The sequence below is a fragment of the Ensifer sp. genome (assembly GCF_035999135.1).
Taxonomy (GTDB): Bacteria; Pseudomonadota; Alphaproteobacteria; order Rhizobiales; family Rhizobiaceae; genus Ensifer.
This window is the reverse complement of the sequence record NZ_DASYGZ010000049.1, coordinates 1-19,505: the sequence shown is the minus strand read 5'-3', so window position 1 is coordinate 19,505 and position 19,505 is coordinate 1. Positions and strand designations below refer to the sequence as shown.

Here is a 19,505-nt window from a genome sequence, read left to right as displayed (position 1 = left end):
TTCCCTCCGCTCACGGGTCGTCCACGTCGACGGTGAACTCCGCGATCTCAACGTGTTCGTGTCTGCGTTGGCACCGCAAACGAGGCATCTCTTGCCGCACGGCCCTGCTCATTGAAGTTCGGAAAGACAACCGGTCAGCCGATCCTTGCCACCCCATGCTTTGAACCGGCTTTCAGTGAAAGCCTTGACGGTTTCGGCATTGATCGGACGAGGCACGCGGTTGTCGTCACCGGGAAACACCAGGAACACGGTCCGTCCGGCCTGGAACCTCGCCTTGGCGTCGGCGCGACTATTCGGGATCGTTCCCGGCGGCAAGCCGTTGAGGATGCGGTTCATTTCAACGCTGGCTTCACCGATCTCATCTCCGGGCCCGGTATCGCCCACCATGCCCAGTGCAACCTGCTGCCCTTCGCCAACCGTCATCGCGACGACGGCGCTCCGCTTGCCGGCGCCATCTTTCTGGAAGGGCGAACCGCCGGGCAGGACCAGGGCAGGTACGGTCAGGGCATCGATCCACTTTTTCTGATCGCAATCTCCCACCCTGTTGAAGCCGCCGTTGACGGCGGTATCGGCGGTCATCGACACCAGGTAGCCGTTTTCATCCATGCAGGGCATGCCGACCTTTCCCGGTCTGTTGTCCTTCTCGATGATGTTCGGGCTCAGCACCTGCCAGACTTTGTCGATAGGCTTCCAGCCGGCGTCGCGGATGGCTTCAAAGTCGGAGATCGGCCGCTTGTGGTTTCGAAAGGCGTTCCTGATGTCGTTGATGGCACCGTTCTGCCCGCGCGGATCGTCCGATTTGTAGGAGATGCGGGTGCCGTCGGTGTTCACCTTCACATGGGGGACAACAAAGGCGAAGGGCCGCTGGCTGCCGGCTTTGTCAGCCGTGGCCTCGTAGACTTTCACGGACTTGGCCCCACCTTCGTCGCTTTGCGTGAATGCGAGCGCGAAACCGCACGACGCGGCATCGGCACCGTTTGGCGCAATGCCGGCAGCGAGGCTGAGCGCCATAGCACCCAGGATGGACAGCGGTTTTGTTAGACACATCACGGAATTCCTTTCCCAGTGACGAACCGTTGGCTTGGGAACTGTCCGACCGGCAAGCCTCCCGATCGAAGCGCCGGACACGCTAGAGACGGATGTTCCACCCCCGCTGATGCTCCTCGACGCGGCGCTGCGCTATCTGACCGCTGTTGCGATAAAACATGAATGCCAGTGCACCGAGAACGACCCAGAGACCGCCGCCCGACGCGCCGAAAGTTGTTCCGAGCAGCTTCAGCAGCAAAGGCAGGAAAGATGCGCTCGCCTCGCCGTTCGGATCGACCGCGAGCTTGTTGACCGCCGCGCCCAGCCCGTCCAGCCCGCCCTGCGTTCCGGTAAAGCCGAGCGCACCGGAAATCATCCCGAGGATGCCATAGAGCCGGCCACGTTTGGAGAGCTTGATCGTCTGCGACCCTTTCTTGGCCAGATCATCCTCGGTCTCCACCGCCCGTTGCGGGTCGATCAAGGGTCGTCCGCCCGTCTTCAACAGGCGGAGGGTCACGTCGCTGCGCTCGCCCGTCGGCGGCAAGCCGTTGCGTTCCTGGAAGGCACGAAGGGCCGTGGACGTATCGGTCCCCCAATCGCCGTCGATGTCGCCGGGGTCGTAGCCGAGGTTCTTCAGCGTCACCTGCATTTCCCGCACGCCCATAACAGGCGCGACGTCTTCCAGCAGTCCAAGAGCCTCTCCCGCGCCACCCGTGGCGGAGGTTCCCACACCCTGACTGCGGAAGGCCGCATAGGCGTCGCGCATCTTGGTGTGGTAGCCGTTCGCCGCATAGTTTGCGCCGTTGTAGCGTCTGGCAAACGCGTGCCAGTCCTGTCCGTTCAGCGCCCGCGTCAATCCGTTCTTGCGGATGAAGCGGATCATGAGCTCGATCTGGCCGGACACGCCGGAACGCGCCGTTGTTTCCAGCGAAGCGGCGCTCGGAAAGCCGAGATCCGCGAAGTTCTGACCCATGACCTGTCCGAGCCCCCAGGACACGCTTTGGATCGCGGCATCCTCGTCAATCGCCTTGGCTCGGGCGAGCATCTGATAACGGTCTTCCTGGCTTTTCGGATTTTTGACGGCGCCGGCTTTGGAGTTGGCCAATCCCTGGCTTCTCGCGACCGCAAGCTTGGCGCTGCTGCGGGCACGCAGGATTCGATCGAAATAGTGCCCTTCGAACCGGATCAGCGGTTCCTTGCGGCCACGGATCATGCAGAAGGGCGTGCCGGCGCTCTCGACCAGCGCGACGGCCAGGAGCGCGGCGGGATTGAGACCATTGCGCTGCGCGGCGGCGATAATCTCTTGGCGTGAGGTGGTGTCGAACATCGCGTCACCTGCTCACGTTTGCGCCGGTTCGGTGGTCCGCCAGGCGCGCGCTCGCCGAGGTCTTTGCATTGCGCCATATGAACACGCCGGCGCCGATCAGCATTGCCCAGGGACCGGCGCCGCCGGAGCCAAGCAGGCCCTGCGCAAGGGAGATGACCGGCTCGAGAAACGCGCCGCCGCTGTTTTGCGGCAAGGCACTGGCCTGCGCACCGGCGACGAGCGCCGTGATTGCATCCTGTATGCCCTTGGCGGCATCGGCCGGATTGGATCCGGATTGAGCCAGTACTTTTTGCACCGTCGCCGTGATCGCCTCGGAAGTGACCGCACCATTCGTCGCGCCGGCAGATTCCTTCAAGGCATCGCCGATCCGGGTGACGAAATGCATCTGGCTGTCGGACAACCCGAGCGCTCCGAGGATGCCCGTGCCGATGCCGAGCCAACGGTTCCAGCCGGTCGCACGAATGATCTTCGAGCCGCGTTCTTCAAGATCGTGCTCGGTTGCGGTCATGCGCTTCATCGTCAGAACGCGCGGCCGGCCCTTGCCCAGCGTGGCGATCGTTTCGGCGTCAGCCACGCCCGTCGTCGGCAGCCCGTTGTTCGCCTGAAACGAGAGGAGCGCATCCCGGGTCAAGGTTCCGAAGTCGCCGTCGATATCTCCGAGCTGGTAGTTGAGCGCGGCCAGCCCCGCCTGCAGTGCCTTGACCATCGGTCCACTGTCGCCCTCCTGTAGCGCGAGCGTTTCTTGCGAGGCGGCGGCAAAGTCGTTCATGAGCGGTTCCTGCCAGGGAAACCCCGTCCACCGCTCTTCCGGCAAGGGTCCGCCACCGAACCGGTCTTCGACGTCCTCGTCATGAAGATCCGGTCGCCCACCTTTGACGGTGTTCCAGTCTATGCCGTGAGAAAGGTCGTCGGGCGTGACCTGGATCTGGAAATGCATGGAGTCCTTGATCGTGTTCCAGTCGCCGCCCCACGCGAACACCTGCCGAGGATTTGGGCCGGCCGTGCGGATCGCCAGCGTGGCGTCGACCATCTCGCGCGTCATGTCCGTATCGGCCTTGCCCAACCGCACATCGGCTGCGCGCGCGCTTTGCGAGGCTTTGTTGGAGAAACGCGGCGGGCGCTCGCCTTTATGATCGAGGAACGGATTTGTGTGCCAGTTTATGTCAAGTGCAATCCCGTAGGAGTGCAAGCTTTTCCCGCCTCCGCCCTTTATTTCGCGACAATTGTAACTGTCGGTGTCCTCAATTCTGATGTCATAATCGAACGCTTGAAGAACTCGCTCCAGCGCTTTCCAGGCTTCCACAGTTGGAGGCGCAACCAATATCAAGTCCGGGCCGAAGGAAATCTCGGTCATTTCCCTCCTTTTGCATTCGTATTTCGCCCAAGCTTGCCGCATTGACTCCGTATTGCTGGCCATGGGTCCACCCTCCCCATAAAAAGCAAGTAAAGTGATCCTTTTTTAGTTAATGCGCAAGTATCCAGTTGAAAGAGCGGTCGGGTTTGCTGAAAATCTATTCAGACCAATAAATTTTATAGGGTCTACACGACGCTCAGTTTGGCCGGCGCTATCGCCCGCATTGTCGATCGCGCATATCCTGCGGAGCCGGGCCCGCCGTTGGCATCCTCGCGCTTCAGCCGAAGCCTGCCAGGCTGGCGCTTCCCAGCGTCTCGGCGGACCGTTTCTTCAGTCATTTCTACGTGAAATCAGTGAAGAGGGTCGCAGGATCAGGCTTGGTGGCGGGAGGTTGCCGGGCTCAACGTTCACCTGCTCCAGTCGTGAAAGGAGCAGGTCGACTGCAGCCGCCGCCACCTCGCCAAGGTGCAGATCAACTGCGGTCAGGGGAGGGGTGGCAAGCTTGGCGCGCATGCCGTCATAGCGGGTCGCGATCCGCAGATCGTGCGGGATCCGACGCCCGGCGGCGTGGGCCGCGCTGAGAACGCCGGTCGCAAAGGCGTCGACCGGCACGCAAAGAGCCGAGATGGAGGGATTGTCGCGCAGCAGACCTTCCGCTGCCACTGCCGCCGCTTGTTCGCCCCCCTGTTCATCGACGCGAATGGCGAGCGGCGCAACGCCACGTTCGGCCATGCGCTGCGCGTAGTCGGCCTCCATCTCGATATAGGAATTGCGCCTCTGCACACCCGTTATCAAGCCGAGGCGACCATCGCCCGCAAGCAGGTGATCGAGCAGCAGATGCGCCGTTGCCGCGCTCTGCAAGTCCACGAACGGAAGATCGTCCCGGCCGGGCGCGCGCCCGATGCACACGACGTCGGTCCCGCGGGACGAAAAGAAATCGAGCACGGGGTCGTCCCGTTCCGGCTCGACGACGATGGCGCCGTCCACTTCGAGCGCGTCAAGGCGGTCGCGGGGACCGAGCGGAGGGACGAGGCAAAGGGAAATGCCTCTGGCAAAAGCCGTGACCGCGGCGGCAGCAGCAATTTCCATGAGGAAGCCCAGCCTCGACGGTCCGGCCGCCACCGCAAAGGGCATCGATGAGACCAGCGCGATCGACCCGGCTCTGCCGGTGCGCAAACGCTGCGCACGGTGATTGGGACGATAGCCCATGTCCTGCGCCAGCATCTCGATGCGCTTGCGCGTTTCCGGCTCGACGTAACGCCGGCCGCTGAAGGCGTGCGAAACAGTTGTGACCGACACTCCAGCCGCTTTGGCAAGGTCGGCGATAGTAGGTTTTCCCATCAGCCCTCCGATGAACCTCTCCTATCACGCCGATCGCATGGACGCAAAACGATTTGCAAAGGTGCAATTCCGTGTTAATGGATGCGCATGCAAAACGATTTGCATGACGGCTTGAGGAGGCCGGGAGGAGGAAAAGTGCAGAGTGAAGTGAATGGAGTGGTCGAACCGGTCGATGAAAGACTGCCGCTGCGCAGCCTGTTCCTGTTCGGTCTTCAACATGTGCTGGTGATGGCCGCGTCTCCCATCACCGCCGTCTTTCTTGTCAGCAAGGCGCTCGGGTTTTCGGACGCGGTGACAGTCTCGCTCATCAGCGCGACCTTTTTTGTCTGTGGGCTCGGCTCAATGCTTCAAAGCTTCGGGCCTAAGGGGTTTGGCGCACGCCTGCCTTTCGTCATGGTGCCGGGCGGTGCGCCGATTGCCATTTTTCTCGCGATCGCCCAGCAGACGGACGTCCAGACTGCCGTCGGCGCCGTCATCGTAACGGCTCTCTTTTACCTTCTGGCACTGCCGGTCTTTCGCAGGCTGCTGCGCTACTTTCCGCCGATCGTGGTTGGGACGATGTTGTTGCTGGTCTCCGTCAATCTGGTGCGCATCTATGGCGTGACCATCACCGGAAAGCCCGGAAGCGAAGGTTTCGCGGCACCCGTCGAGGTTGGGCTGGCGCTGATCACCATTATCCTTACGGTCGCTGCCGCGCGGGTCTTCTCCGGAACGCTCCAGCGGCTTGCCGTCATGCTCGGTTTAATCGGCGGTGCGCTCGTCGCGCTTGCCATCGGCCACATGGATCTGTCCGGCGTGTTTACGGGGCCGGTTATCGCCGTGCCGCAACTGTTCCCCTTCGGCATGCCGAAGTTCGACCTCGTCGCTGCCATCCCGCTGATCGTGTTCTCGATCATTTCCATGGCGGAGGCGACCGGCCAGACGATCGCGACGGCTGAAATCGTCGGTCGCCGGGGAGATGCCCACGCAATCGTGCCGTCGACCATCCGCGGCGATGCGCTGATGTCGCTTGTCGGTGGCCTGTTCGGCACGTCGCTGATCATCACCAGCGGCGAGAACGTCGGCATCGTGCGCGCGACCGGGGTCAAGTCTCGTTATGTGACCGCGATGGCAGGCGCCATTCTCGTTCTGATCGCGCTCTTCGCCCCGATTGGCCGGATGGCCACGGCATTGCCTGAAGCCGTCGTCGGCGGCACGGCCGTTATCGTCTTTTCGATTATCGGCGTCATCGGCATCGACCTCCTGCGTCGCGTCGACCTGCGTGAACATGGCTCCATGTTCACGCTCGCCGCCGCCCTGTCGATGGGCTTGCTGCCGATCCTCGTGCCCGGTGTCTACAGCCAGTTCCCACAATGGACGCAGATGATCCTCGGCAACGGGCTGGCCGCAGGCACGATCACTGCCGTCGTCGTCAACGCGATCTTTTCGCATCTGGGTGCCGGCAAGCGGCCCGCAATGGCGCCGCCATCCCTGCAATCCACCCCTCAAGGAGCAAACGAGTGAGTGCAATCCGCCAACAACTGTCGGCAACCGGCGACGTCGTGCTGCGCCCGGGGCAGGTTCTCCTGCCGGAAGGCCCGCGCACCGGAAAGGCCATCGTCGTGCGCGATGGCGCCTTTCACCGGATCGATACCGTGGAAGCGATCGCCCGGGATTTTCCTCAGATCGCGGCGATCGACCTGCCCAGCCATCTTCTGATGCCCGGTTTCGTCGATACCCATACCCACCTGACCCAGTCGCTCGGCAAGGCGCTCGTCTTTGGCGAACCGTCGGAAATCTTCCGGCGGATCTGGGTGCCGCTGGAGGGCAGTCTTGACGAGCGTATGGTCTATCTCTCGGCAAAGCTTGCCGCACTCGAAGCGTTGCGCGGCGGATTTACCACCGCCGTCGATGCCGGTACGCGCTCAAAGGGTCATGTCGGCGCCCTGGTGCAGGCTGCAGGGGAGGTGGGGCTTCGCGGCGTTGTCGGTTTTATCTGCAACGATCTTTCGGGAACTGCGCAGATCGCCGAACCCGACGCCATCCTGCGTCAGGCCGAAGAGCACGTCTGCGCCCACAAACGCGACCCGCTGATCCACCCCTCACTGGCGATTTCGATCCCGGAGGCGGCCACAGATGGAATGCTCAAAGCCGTTTCCGAAATGGCAGCCGCGTCCGGGGTCGTGTTCCAGACCCATGTCAACGAACATCTCGTTGCCGTCGAGCGCTCGTTGGCAGCACGCGGACTGCGACCGATCGAGCACCTGGCGCATCTGGGCGTCCTTGGCCCCCAGGTCCTTCTGGCGCACTCGACGCTCGTCACGCCGCATGAACTCAATCTCTTGCGGGAAACCGGCACGGCCGCCGCCTATAACCCCGTTGCCACGCTCTGGAAGGGAAACGCGGTTGCACCAGCCTTGCAGATGGCAGCACTTGGCATGCGGTTCGGGCTCGGAACGGACGGAACCCGCGCCGATGGGTTCCGCCTGATGGACGCGGCCGAAGGTCTCCAGCGTGCGGGCTTTGGTCTTGCAACGGGGGATTCCTCCTGCGGCGGCGGCTGGCTCTGGCTCGACCGGGCAACGTCTGGCGCCGCGGACGCCGCGGGCCTGTCCGGTGTGACCGGCTCGATCACCGAGGGTCTTGCCGCCGATTTTCTTCTGGTCGATCTCGACCGGCCCGAATTCACGCCCTCGCACGATCTGATGTGGGAGCTCGTCCGCTATGGCAATCGCGATCAGATCGACGCGGTGTTTACCAACGGCGAGCTTCGGCTGTGGCAAGGCTGGCCGATCGATTGGGACGCCCGGGCGCTACTTGAAGAGGTGCGCGTCGAAACGGCTGCCGCCATTGCCGAAGCGCCGATCCAGCGCATACATCCGCTCTCCGAAGCACATCGCAGCCTTGGACAATACCGATGAGCCTTGGTCTTCTTGCTGTTCTGGCCGCGGTGACATTCGTTTCGGCCTTCATTCAAGGGGCGCTCGGCATCGGCTTTGCCCTGATCGTTGCGCCGATCGTCGGGATGCTGAAGCCCGATCTTTTGCCGGTGACGCTGCTTCTGCTGATGCTGCCGCTCAATCTGCACGTGGCGGCGCGCGAGCGTGCCCATGTCGACTGGTCGGGCGCGACCTGGATCACCATCGGACGCTTCGCGGGCACCTTCGCGGGCCTCTGGCTGCTGGCAGCGCTTTCGATCGATCAACTGGATCTTGCCGTCGGTGTGTTCACCGTCGTCGCTGCCGTCGCCGCTCTCGTTGCACCGCCCTTCACGCCAAACAGGCCGAGTGCGCTCGGGGTGGGATTGTTCACGGGTGTCACCGAAACCGCGACGGGCATCGGCGGTCCGCCGCTGGCGCTGCTCTACCAGCACGCCAAGGCTCCGGTGTTGAGGGCAACGGTCGCCCTCTGCTTCTTCGTCGGCGAGGTCATGTCCCTCGTCGTACTGGCGATATCCGGACGCGTCGGGTCCGAGCAACTGCTCGTCGCCCTTTACCTGACGCCGGCGGTTCTGCTTGGAAGTGCGGTTTCAAGACACGCCCACACCCGCATCGGCGGTCGCGGTCTGCGGATCGCCGTTCTGGGCTTTGCCATTGTCAGCGGGTTGTTCCTCATCGTCCGCTGAACGAGGCGCTGTTGAACGAGGCGCTGGCGCCCGCCGTCCGCTTGCAGATCACCGGGCTAGAGGCGTCCATAGGCGCCGCCGGCGCCGGTGATGGCGGTGAGGAAGCTGGCGAGCCCGGCGGAGCGGAGCGGCAGGTATTGTTTTTGCTGCTCGCGGCAAAGACGTTTGACCAGGCCCACTGCCGCGTGACTGATGTGATCGACCGGAAAGAGGATCGTCGCTGCCTGTCCGACGAGGGCCGGCAAAAGCGTCGTGCTGTCTTCCATGCCGCCGTCGTGGAGGAGGAGGTCGATGTTGCGCAGTCTTGCGTAGGCGCGAAGATGATCAAACAGATTGCGTCGGCCGCCGACATAGAGCACGGGGCCACTGAGCTGTGCGGGCGGCGTGTTGCTATCGTCCCGGAGCTGAGCCGTTATTGCAGCCTCGAGCGCTTCGTTTTCGCGCAGGACCGCATAACGCAGATCCTGCATTTGCTCCAGCTCCCGCTGCAGGCCTTCGGATTTCTCCTCCGACGCGGCAAGGCGCTGGGCGAAGGCTTCGTTTCGCATCATGTCGGCTTCGTTGCCTGCGGATAGACCCCGCGTGCTTCTTGCGATGCGTGGCAAGGGTGCGACGGACGCGACGATTGCTTCGGCGTGGATCGCTCTTTCCTCCAACTGCCGGAGGCGTTGTTGCAAGGCAATGCGCTCATCGGCGGCCGCCTTCAGACGCGTCTCCTGCCGGGCGGTTCTTTCGCGTTCCTGTTCAAGTTCCTTTTCAAGCCGGGTCAGTCGTGCGATGTCGAGACGACTTGCGCTGCCGACAAGGTGCGACAGCATATGCACTTCCCCGAAGATCTCGCGCATCAGGGCGGGCGATGTTCCCGGATGGCTCATCAGCGCCCAGTAGGGGCCGGCGATGTCGCCGCGCTCGAAGGAACTGCGCCAGATGGTGCGAAGTTCGTCTTCATCGGCGTGCCGGGGAATGCGCTTGATGCTGCTCTCGTGGCGCTTGTCGAGCGCCTTGTTGAGCAGCTTTGCCGCCTGATCCCGTTGACCGGCAAGCCACACGCCTCGGCCGTGCAGGCTATGGTCCGTGGCAACGCGCACGTCATCCTGCCCGGCTCTGATCAGGACCTGGCGTAGTTCTCCTGCGGTCAGGCAGGTGCCGATGATCGAGCAATGAAATGTCGAGGCAATGTCCCAGGTCCGCAAGCGATGGGCACTGATCCTGGGCGCGGGGCCATCCAGCGGTGCGGTGAAGGGCAAGGCTGTGACGGGCAGCGGGACACCGTGTGATTTGAGACGCGGCAATGTGGGCATGGGCGTTCCGAGCTAGAGGCAGTGCTGGCACTTCGTGGCGGCAGCCATACGCTTTGTATCTCCGCCAGCGAACCGTCTGATCACAGGTAAGCCTACTTATCGTTATGTTTCAAGAAATATAACGATAAGGGAAATATGCGCTCTGACGGAGAACCCGGATTTTCCGTCCCGCTTGCGTCGGTGCTTTGGTCAGCGAACAGGCGCATGTGTCCGAAACGAACCCGGCAGCTGGTGTCAGCTGATGGTGCGACAGGTGAGGCGCACGGGCGGCGCCAAGAGGGGTGACGGTGTCTCCGGGAGTCTCAGACTTTCTTCGCGACACTGGCGATGAAGGCCGCTTTCAGATGCTCGGCGGCAGGCGAAAGGCTGTGGTGGCGCCGTTGAAGCAAGGAGACATCGCGCATGACGATGGGGTCGATGAGGTCGACCGTTGTCACCCCGACGGCCGAGGCGAGCTGTCCGGAATTCTCCGGCAGCACCGAAACGCCCATTCCGGCAGCAATCATGCTGATCGCCGTCGTCGAAAAGCGGACTTCGTATTTCGGCCTGTAGTTCGGCACGACGCGAATGAGGTTGTGCTCGACGATATTGCGCAGCGGGTTGGAGGCGGCAAGCGTGATCAGCGTCTCGTCCTTGAGTTCGGCCCAGCGCACGGATTTGCGCTTTGCAAACCGGTGATCCTCACGGCAGACGAGCATCAGCTTGTCGCGTAAGAGCGGGGTGGCGGCAATCTCGGGATCTTCCTCCGAAAGGGTGCCGACGGCGATGTCGACCTCGTGGCGCTTGAGCGCAGGCGTTATCTGCTCCTCGGGCATGTCGCGAATGTTGACGGAGATCTCCGGATACTTGCTCAGGAATCTGGCGATGATCGGCGGCACCACCGTTGCCGCAAGCACGATCGCAGCGGCGATCGTCACCTGGCCGCGCTTCAGGGATGCATTGTCGCGCACGTCGCCAACGGCAAGCTCGAGGTCCTTGAGGATCTTACGTGCTTGGGGCAGGAATTCCTGGCCGACGAGCGTCAGGGAGACCATGCGCGTGTGCCGGTCAAAGAGGCGCGCACCGATCTCCTGTTCCAGATCCCGGATGAGGATGCTGACGGCAGACTGGGTGAGATGAAGGTTGCGAGCGGCGATGTTGAACTGCCCGAGTTCCGCCACCGCGATGAAGGCCCTGAGTTGCCGCAGGGTTATGTTCATGTACGCGCGGCCTCCCGTTATCCCGCTGCCATCAAAGCCGCCAGACCTCGGCTTGTCTACCCCGCAAGTGCCGGTTGATCCGTGTTGCCGGCCATCAGCAGGCCGAGTTCATCGAGACGGGCGCGGTCCGGCGGCAATTCGCCAAGGATTTCGCCGTGGAACATCACGAGGATGCGATCGCAGATCGCAAACAGCTCCTCGAGTTCCGTGGAGATCAGCAGAATGGCGCGGCCGCTGTCGCGCTGGCGCAGCATCTCCTCCATCACGAACTCCATTGCGCCGATATCGATGCCGCGCGCCAGCTGATTGACGAGGATGAAATCCGGATCGCGTGCCAGCTCCCGCGCAACAACGAGCTTTTGCTGGTTCCCGCCTGAAAGTGCTGCGATCGGCTGGTTCTCGTCCCGGCTCTTGACGCGGAACCGTTTGATCAGGTCGCGGGTGTGCTCGCCAATGACCCTGCGGTTGAGCATGCGGCCCGTCGCGAACGGCTTTTGGTCGTAGCGTTGGAGAATGGTGTTTTCGCTCAGCGACAGCGGCAGCACGATGCCGTGCTTGTGGCGGTCTTCCGGAATATGGGAGAATCGCCTGGCATTGATCTCGGCCGGGTCCAGCCCGGTTATGTCGTTTCCGTTGAGAACGACGCGCCCGGAATCAACAGGCAGCAGACCGGACAGCGCGAGCGCGAGTTCCGTCTGGCCGTTTCCGGATACGCCGGCGATGCCGACGATTTCGCCGGCGCGTACGTGGAGGCTTACGTCGCGCACGGCCGGAAGTCCGGTCTCGGCGCGGCAGGTCAGGTTTTCCACCGAAAGTACGGTCCGACCGGGAGGCTTGGGGCTGCGCGGCAGCTCCATGCGAACGTCGCGGCCGACCATCATGCGCGCGAGCTCACGCGCATTCGTCTCTCCGACCTTGACCGTATTGACGACGCGCCCGTCACGCATGACGCTGATGCGATTGCTGACCCGCATCACCTCGTCCAGCTTGTGCGAGATGAAGACGACGGTCTTTCCATCCTTCACGAGATCGCCCATCAGCGAAAGGAGACGGTCGGTCTCTTGCGGGGTGAGAACGGCGGTCGGTTCGTCGAGAATGAGCAGGTCGATGCCGTGGAACAGTACCTTCAGGATTTCCACCCGCTGCTGCTCGCCGACCGAGAGGTCTTCGACGATTGCGTCCGGACGCACGTCGAGGGCGTAGCGCTCGGACAGTGCACGGATCTTCCGGTGGACCGTGGCCATGTCGGAGATGACGCCGAACGCCGAACCCTGGCCGAGGATGTAGTTTTCCGCAACGGTGAGATTCGGCACCAGCATGAAGTGCTGGTGCACCATGCCGATGCGCTGGCGGATCGCGTCGCGCGGGCTTGCGAAGCGCACCGATTGCCCCTTGTAGACGATCTCGCCCTCGTCCGGCCGGACCATGCCGCAGATCATGCTCATCAGCACGCTCTTGCCGGCGCCGTTTTCGCCGAGCAGCGAATGGATCTCGCCTTCCTCGATCTCGAGCGTAACGCCGTCGCTGGCGACGATCGGGCCGAAACGTTTGCGGATATTGTCGATGCGCAGGAACGGTTGTGTCGACATGTCGATCACCTCATCTCGTAGGGCTGGCCAAGCTTGCTGGGTGCGGCACCCTTGCCGCGGAAGGCGACCAGAGTGACGATCGTCATGATGTAGGGAAGCGCCTGCAGCACCTGGTAGGGCACGACGATGGATGCCTGCGCCTGGAGCATGAGCTGCAGGGCGTAGAAGAGGCCGAACAGCAGCGAGACGAAGAAGGCGCCGATTGGCGACCAGCGGGCAAAGACCACGACGGCAAGGGCGATGAAGCCGCGGCCGGAGGTGATGCCTTCGACGAACTGGTTGGAATGGCCGAGCGTCAGGAACGCGCCACCGAGCCCGGCAAGACCGGTGCCGACGAGCACGGCGGCATAGCGGTAGCCAACGACGCTGCGACCGGCGACGTCGACGGCCTTCGGGTGCTCGCCGACGGCGCGAAGCGTCAGGCCGAAGGAGGTGCGATAGAGCACCAGGGTGGCGACAATGGCGACGAGTATCGTCGAGTAAACGATCAGGTTCTGGCGGAAGAAGGCCTCGCCGAGGAAGGGCAGGTCGCTCAGCCACGGGATGTGGACCGGCTGGGCTATCTCGATGCCCTTGCCGGTCGAAACGTAATAGGTGCGGAAGAGGAAGGCCGTCAGGCCCATGCCGAGCAGGTTGAGGGCCGCGCCGACCACGATCTGGTCCGCCTTGATGGTGATCGTGAAGAAGGCGAAGACGAGCCCGAACAGCATGCCGCCGGCAACGCCGGCCGAAAGCCCGAGCGGAATGTTGCCGGTGGCCGAGGCCGCCGCGAAACCGCAGAAGGCGCCGACGAGCATCGTGCCTTCGAGCCCGATGTTGAGCACGCCCGCGCGCTCGGAAAAGACCTCGCCGATCGAGGCGAATATCAGGGGCGTGGCAAGCCTCCAGGCGGCGCCGACGAGCGCTGCAAGAAAGGTGAGAGAAGTCATGTCGTCCATGGGGTCGACCCTCCAGGAATATCGCCAAAGGTTTTGTTTTCCCGCGGGCGGCCTGCGCCTCGCGGGAGTTTCCATGCTTTCAAGCCACAGTCCTGAGGATGTCGCGCAGTTTTGCGAAGGCGACGACCGAGAGGATGACGATGCCCTGAATGACCAGCACCAGGACCTGCGGGACCTGCGATGTGATCTGGAGGACTTCCGAGCCCGAGCGAAGCGTCGCGAAAAGCCCGCCCGACAGGATCGCCGCCAACGGATTGTTGCCCGCCAGGAGCGCCACCGCGATGCCCTCGAAGCCATAACCCGGAGAAATGTTCTGGTAGAGCCGGCGCGTGACGCCCGCCACCTCGAAGGCGCCGGCAAGGCCCGCCATCGCGCCGCTGATGCACATTGCGATCATTATGTTTCGGGCGACGTTCATGCCGGCATAGCGGGCGGCATGCGGGTTGAGACCGACGACGCGCAACGCAAAGCCGCGGCTGCTTCTTCGCAAGAAAATGTAGAGCGCAACGGCCAAGACCACCGCGACGAGGATGCCGATGTGCAGCCTGAGGTCGGTGACCAGGCGTGGCGTCCAGGCTTCGCGCACCAGCCTTGCCGATTGCGGATAGGCAGCACTCGCGTCGCGCATCGGACCGGTGACGAGATAGCTCGTCAGAATGAGGGCGATGTAGTTGAGCATGATCGTGGTGACGATCTCGCTCGCCTGGAAGCGCACCTTCAGATAGCCGGCAATGCCGGCCCAGGCGGCACCTGCCAGTGCTCCCGCCAGCATCACGAGCGGCGCGTGCACCCAGACGGAAAGACCGTCGATGCTGGTGCCGACAAGGGTTGCGGCGATCGCGCCGACATAGAGCTGGCCTTCGGCGCCGATGTTCCAGATCGAACAGCGGAAGGCGACACAGAGCCCCGCGCCGATCAGGATCAGCGGTGTCGCCTTCAGGAGAATTTCTCCGACCGAGCGGATGTCCTGGAACGAGCCGAAGACCATGACGGTGACGACGTCGCTGCCGTTGAAGCCGTTGAGCCAGAGCAGGAGAGCGCCGAAGGCGAGGGCGACGAGAACCGCCGCGATGGGTGTCAGGGCGCTGATCGCAGCCTGCGAGAGTGTCCTGTAGAAAGCTTGGGCTGCTTGAGAATTCACGGTCTCACGCACTCCCTGGTTTATCTCAGCCATGGGTGTGTCCGGATATTGGTGTGACGCGGGAAGGGCTGCGGCCGGATGTCCTGCCGCAGCGTGGAGGCAGCTATTCTGCGCCGGTCTTGATCTCGCCGGCGGCGATCTTGGCGCTGATCGCCTTGACCTCAGCGCGGATATCCTCCGGCACGGAGACCGGGCCGTCATCGCGGAAGGTAAACGAGATGACCTTCGGATCCTTCAGGCCGAAAACCACGTTCTCCGTCGGCGGGTGGCCTTCCTTGATCGCGCGAACCACCTCGACCACGCCTTGAGCATAGTCGGCGACGTAGAGCCCCAGGATGTTGTTGGGCGCAACCTCGGTAAAGTCGCTGAAGATCGAGAAGGAGCGCACATCCGGGCCGGATTCGGCAATCGCCTGGTAGCCGCCGACGGTTGCGCCCGAAGCGTTCGGCACGACGAAGTCAGCCCCTTGCGAGATCATGCTGAGCGCCGCTTCCTTGGCGGCCGTCGTATCGGTGAAGTTGCCGATATAGGCTTCGCTGATCGGGAAATTCGGATTGATGCTCTTGGCGCCGTTCTTGAAGCCGGCGAAAGCCTGCTGGATCGGCGGGATTTCCATGCCGCCGACCAGGCCCGCCTTGCCGCCCATTTTCGCGGCGATCACGCCCATCAGGTAGAAGGGCTGGCTGGTATCGGTGTTGAGACCGATGACGTTGCCTTCGTGGATGGCGCTCGACGAGATCAGGAAATAGGTGTCCGGGTAGTCGATTGCGACGTCCCGTGCGGCGTCCTGGAATTCAAAGCCGTGCCCGAGAATGACCTTGTAGCCCTGGCTCGCGTAGTCGCGAAACGCCTTCTCGAACGAGGCCGGGTTCTGCTGCAGCTCGACATAGCTGATCTTGGCGCCAAGCTGCTCTTCCACGCCCTTGAGCGCATTGTAGCCGATCCGATTCCATCCCTCTTCGGAAACGCTACCGGGCACCAGCAGGCCCATCTTGAAGTCTTCGGCCCGCGCGTGGTCCAGCCAGAGGGTTCCGGCAAGGGCCAGTCCGAGTGTGGACGCAAGCAGTGAACGACGCGAAATTTCAATAATCATTTCATTCCTCCCATTAGATTGCAGTTCCAATCCCCCCGGAGCAGCCGTTCCCCTTTTATGCGTCCTCCTTCAGGCGGATATTTTCAGTCGTGCTCTGCGAGACGAGGCGCCCGTTCGCAAAGACGAAAGCCCGATCCGGACCGCCGGCAACCAGCGTGTCGGTATCGATGCAGTCGGTAATCACGAAGTCGGCGCGCGCGCCGGGCTTGAAGCCGTAGTCCTTGGCAAGCCCCATCAGTCGGGCAGGGGCGGCCGTGATCATCGTGTGCGCGGCCGCGAGTTCATCGCCGCGCAGGTGGCCGGCAAGCAAAGTCCAGCGGGCGATTTCCAGCATGTCGCCCGAGCCGGTCGGAACGAACGGATCCTGGATGTTGTCCGATGCCGTGGCGATGGTGATGCCGGCGCGATGGAGTTCGGCGACACGCGTCAGTCCGCGCGGCGGCAGAACATCGTAGTCGCGGCCCTGCAGATAGAGGTTTGCGGCCGGCAGCGTCACGACGCCGACGTCCAGTTTGCTCAGACGCTCGGCGATCCGTTGGAAATCGCGGCGCGGCAGGGCGCTCAGCACGGAAACGTGGCTGAAGACGGTGCGCCCCTGCATGCCGAAACGCTCGACGCGATCGAGTGCGGCGTCGATGAGATGCACGCCCGCATTGAGGTGTTCGTCGAGATGCAGGTCGACAGGCTTGCCGGATTTCACCGCGGCGGAAAACAGCATGTCGAGGTAGCGCGGCGGATCCTCGGAAACGGCGGGCGTTCCGCCGACAGCGTCCGCAAGTGCAACGGCCCCGTCGATGTTGTTGCCGAGCCACTCGAAGTCCTGGCCGGGATGCGGCGTCATGAAGGCGACGAGCTGAAGCGTGATGCGGTGCTTTTCGGCATCGCGAATGGCGGCCAGCGTCTCGATGCCATGGAAGCCGGCATCCTTGTCGACGTTGATGTGGCTGCGGATCGCGGTCGTGCCGCGGGAAAGACATCGCCCGATCGTACGCGTCGCGCGCTTGTGAATGTCGTCGGGGCCGGCGGTGCGGGCGTATTTGGCGAATGCTTCGCGGGCGCCCTGGAGCGTGCCGGAGGGATTGGGCGTAAACCGCAGCACCCCTGTCTTGTCGAGATGCTGGTGCACGTCGACGAAGCCCGGCGAAACGAGCATGCCTGAGATGTCGATGCAGGCGCCGCAGGAACCGGTGTCGAGAAAGGGCTCGACGACCGTGATACGCCCGTCGGCGCCGACGATGATGTCGCTTGCCGACTGCGAGCCGTCATCGTTGATGACGGTTCCGCCCGTAAGGGCAAAGGACTGACCGGGGATCAGCCTTGCGAGCAACGCAGCTGGATTTTCACGTACCATGTCGTTCCCACCTTGTTGTTATGGTGGAAAACTAAGCACGCGCTTTTAATTCAAACAAATTCATTATTTCAATTGTTTGATAAATAGATCGCAATAATCGCCGATGGCAGGGCAGCGCTCGGGCATAGTCAACCTGACGGAAAGAGACGTCTGATCAACCGGTTGGCTGGTCATCTGACACGGGCCGATACGATCGGCTTTTGGCATCGGCCCGCTTCCATTCAGTGCCGGTATTGCGGCTCCTCGGCGTCGAGTTGCCGGCGGATGGCGGCAAGATGTGCCCGTGCCGACTGAGGATCACCCTCGCGCATCTGCCGGTAGGCGGCCTCGGCGATCTCCGGGGCGACCGGCAGCACTTCCCGGCCGGTGGACATCGCAAGCACCTGCACTTCGGCTGCCCGTTCCAGATAGTATAGGTCGTCCCAGGCTTCGGAGACTGTCGGCGCCAGGACCAGCACGCCGTGGTGTTTCAGGAAGACGATGTCGGCATCGCCTGCGGCGGCCGCAATGCGGGCGCCTTCCCGATGGTCAAGGGCAAGGCCGTTGTAGTTTTCGTCGACAGCAGTGCGACCGTAAAATTTCAGCGCCGTCTGGCCGGCCCAGATCAAGGGCGCGCCCTCGGTCATGGACAAGGCGGTCGCATAGGGCATGTGCGTATGGAAGGCGACTCTTGCGCGCGGCAGCCGACGGTGGATTTCGGCATGGATGTAGAAAGCGGTCGCCTCCGGCTCGCCGTCCCCGTCGATGACGGTGCCGTTGAAATCGCAAACCAGCAGCTTTGATGCCGTCAGTTCGCGAAAGGCATAGCCGTAGGGGTTGACGATGAAGAGGTCTTCATGGCCGGGCACGACAGCCGAGAAATGGTTGCAGATGCCTTCTTCGAAGCCGTTGCGCGCCGCCATGCGGAAGCAGGCCGCCAGATCTTCCTTTGTGCTGCGGATGGCGTCGGTGGAAAGGTCGGGCCGGTTCGGCCGTGCCGCTTCGGTGCTGCTTTTCAGGGAATGGGCCATGACTGCTCCTGGTTTGGCTTGAGCGGGGAGCGGCGGCCGGGCGAAAGCCCGTCGCGCGCAGCGAACGCTGCGCCCTGCCTGCCCGCGGTTTCGCGGTCCAGCAGCGCGCCCAGATAACGCCGGAACTTGCGTGTGGTCAAACAGCGAGGCGGAAAGTCTGGAAGAAGCCTGTCCTTCTGCGCAACCTGCTAGTGCACGGATTTCAGCAGGAAGTCGCGAAACCGACGGGCAGCGGGAGACAGCGAGCGCGTGCGTTTCTGGATCAGGCTGACTTCGCGCTTGATGTGCGGCTCGGTCGGCGTGCGCACGACGAGGCCCATCGAGGTCGCAAGCCGCGTGACGGCCGACGTCATGATCGCCACGCCTAGCCCGCCCTCGACCATACCGATAATCGTCAGTGGCAAGGCCACCTCCTGCATCGCCTTGTCGAACGGCAGCACGATGCCATTGCGCGCCAGCTCGCCTTCGAGGCGGTCCCTGATCGGGTTGCCGCGGTGCGGACCGATCAGCTTGCGGTCGACCAGATCGGTCCAACGAACTTCACGCTGCCTGACGAGCGGGTCTTCCGGATGAAGGACGATGAGGAATTCGTCGGTCGTCAGCCGGGTACCCATCAATTCGGTGTCGTCCTCCGGCACGGTGCCGATGCCGAGGTCCACCGAACTGTTGGTCACCTGTTCCAGGACGGCGATCTCCGCGACATCATGGAGCGCGACGGTTATGTCGGGATAGAGCCGGGTGAAGGCGTTGACGAGCTGGGGCAGCATCAATGCCGCCTGCACGGTGCCGGCCGCAATCGAGACCTTGCCACGCCTCAGCGCATTCAGTTCGCGCGAGCTTTCCACCATGCCGTCGATGTCGGCGACGGCACGGGCGGCAACCGGCAGGATGTCCATGCCTGCCTGCGTCAGCCGCAGCAGACGCGTATGCCTGTCGAACAGGCGCAGCTTCAGATTCTGCTCCAGCTGTCGCACCAGCGTGCTCACCGCCGACTGCGAGGAGCCGAGCCTGTCGGCGGCCAGGGTGAACTGCCCGAGATTGGCGACGGTGACGAAGGCTCGAAGCTGCTTGAGTGTAATGTCCATGCCGACCATTCATTCAATTACTATATGAATAAATATGATTGTGCCGATTGTTTGCTGATTTGGCCAGCCGCATGATCCGCTTCGTACGGCGTGCGGTGACAAGATCATGAGGCCGAAGTTGCCCTCCCACCGCGCCGGAAGCTGTT

The 19,505-nt window shown here is 63.0% G+C and carries 16 protein-coding genes; 3 read left to right on the top strand and 13 right to left on the bottom strand.

The genetic code is table 11. The features are described 5' to 3' along the window. Positions 1 to 108: 108 nt before the first annotated feature. From VGO12_RS05150 to VGO12_RS05135, 4 genes are all read right to left on the bottom strand, one after another. Positions 109 to 1,011: a hypothetical protein gene (locus VGO12_RS05150; protein ID WP_327511648.1), complete on the bottom strand. Its 903-nt coding sequence runs from the start codon at positions 1,009 to 1,011 to the stop codon at positions 109 to 111. Positions 1,012 to 1,129: 118 nt separating this feature from the next. Then, complete coding sequence (locus tag VGO12_RS05145) at positions 1,130 to 2,353, bottom strand: N-acetylmuramidase domain-containing protein (RefSeq protein ID WP_327511647.1); 1,224 nt, start codon at positions 2,351 to 2,353, stop codon at positions 1,130 to 1,132. 4 nt (positions 2,354 to 2,357) lie between these two features. Continuing rightward, positions 2,358 to 3,770, bottom strand: coding sequence for a peptidoglycan-binding protein (locus VGO12_RS05140; protein ID WP_327511646.1), 1,413 nt, complete (start codon positions 3,768 to 3,770; stop codon positions 2,358 to 2,360). 267 nt (positions 3,771 to 4,037) lie between these two features. Next, the gene (locus tag VGO12_RS05135) at positions 4,038 to 5,048 is read right to left on the bottom strand and encodes a substrate-binding domain-containing protein (protein WP_327511645.1); all 1,011 of its coding nucleotides are present in this window, start codon (positions 5,046 to 5,048) and stop codon (positions 4,038 to 4,040) included. Between the two features lie 135 nt (positions 5,049 to 5,183). Here VGO12_RS05135 and VGO12_RS05130 point away from each other — a divergent pair, with 135 nt between their 5' ends. From VGO12_RS05130 to VGO12_RS05120, 3 genes are read left to right on the top strand one after another with little or no spacing between them, the layout of a single operon-like run. Continuing rightward, positions 5,184 to 6,551, top strand: a complete 1,368-nt coding sequence (locus VGO12_RS05130; RefSeq protein ID WP_327511644.1) for a uracil-xanthine permease family protein — start codon at positions 5,184 to 5,186, stop codon at positions 6,549 to 6,551. Further along, complete coding sequence (locus tag VGO12_RS05125; RefSeq protein ID WP_327511643.1) at positions 6,548 to 7,948, top strand: amidohydrolase family protein; 1,401 nt, start codon at positions 6,548 to 6,550, stop codon at positions 7,946 to 7,948. Before VGO12_RS05130 ends, VGO12_RS05125 begins: the two co-directional genes overlap by 4 nt. Beyond that, positions 7,945 to 8,652, top strand: coding sequence for a sulfite exporter TauE/SafE family protein (locus tag VGO12_RS05120; protein WP_327511642.1), 708 nt, complete (start codon positions 7,945 to 7,947; stop codon positions 8,650 to 8,652). Before VGO12_RS05125 ends, VGO12_RS05120 begins: the two co-directional genes overlap by 4 nt. Positions 8,653 to 8,708: 56 nt before the next feature. On the opposite strand, the gene VGO12_RS05115 is transcribed toward VGO12_RS05120, so the two are convergent. The 9 genes from VGO12_RS05115 to VGO12_RS05075 all read right to left on the bottom strand — a co-directional run bounded on the left by VGO12_RS05115 (position 8,709) and on the right by VGO12_RS05075 (position 19,359). Beyond that, the gene (locus VGO12_RS05115; protein WP_327511641.1) at positions 8,709 to 9,845 is read right to left on the bottom strand and encodes a DUF2325 domain-containing protein; all 1,137 of its coding nucleotides are present in this window, start codon (positions 9,843 to 9,845) and stop codon (positions 8,709 to 8,711) included. 410 nt (positions 9,846 to 10,255) lie between these two features. Next, positions 10,256 to 11,152 carry a LysR family transcriptional regulator gene (locus VGO12_RS05110; RefSeq protein ID WP_327511640.1) on the bottom strand — a complete coding sequence of 299 codons (897 nt, stop codon included), beginning with the start codon at positions 11,150 to 11,152 and terminating at the stop codon, positions 10,256 to 10,258. Positions 11,153 to 11,208: 56 nt separating this feature from the next. Then, positions 11,209 to 12,741: an ABC transporter ATP-binding protein gene (locus VGO12_RS05105; protein WP_327511639.1), complete on the bottom strand. Its 1,533-nt coding sequence runs from the start codon at positions 12,739 to 12,741 to the stop codon at positions 11,209 to 11,211. Between the two features lie 5 nt (positions 12,742 to 12,746). Further along, entirely contained in the window at positions 12,747 to 13,679 is a 933-nt protein-coding gene (locus VGO12_RS05100; RefSeq protein WP_327511638.1) for an ABC transporter permease, read from the bottom strand. A gap of 79 nt (positions 13,680 to 13,758) precedes the next feature. Further along, complete coding sequence (locus VGO12_RS05095) at positions 13,759 to 14,853, bottom strand: ABC transporter permease (protein WP_327511637.1); 1,095 nt, start codon at positions 14,851 to 14,853, stop codon at positions 13,759 to 13,761. A 70-nt stretch (positions 14,854 to 14,923) separates the two neighbouring features. Continuing rightward, positions 14,924 to 15,907: a BMP family protein gene (locus VGO12_RS05090; protein ID WP_327511681.1), complete on the bottom strand. Its 984-nt coding sequence runs from the start codon at positions 15,905 to 15,907 to the stop codon at positions 14,924 to 14,926. Positions 15,908 to 15,968: 61 nt separating this feature from the next. Continuing rightward, the gene (locus tag VGO12_RS05085; RefSeq protein ID WP_327511636.1) at positions 15,969 to 17,264 is read right to left on the bottom strand and encodes an amidohydrolase family protein; all 1,296 of its coding nucleotides are present in this window, start codon (positions 17,262 to 17,264) and stop codon (positions 15,969 to 15,971) included. Between the two features lie 221 nt (positions 17,265 to 17,485). Beyond that, positions 17,486 to 18,274, bottom strand: a complete 789-nt coding sequence (locus VGO12_RS05080; protein WP_327511635.1) for an aldolase — start codon at positions 18,272 to 18,274, stop codon at positions 17,486 to 17,488. A 188-nt stretch (positions 18,275 to 18,462) separates the two neighbouring features. After that, on the bottom strand, positions 18,463 to 19,359 hold the full coding sequence (locus tag VGO12_RS05075) for a LysR substrate-binding domain-containing protein (protein WP_327511634.1): 897 nt from the start codon (positions 19,357 to 19,359) through the stop codon (positions 18,463 to 18,465). Positions 19,360 to 19,505 lie beyond the last annotated feature (146 nt).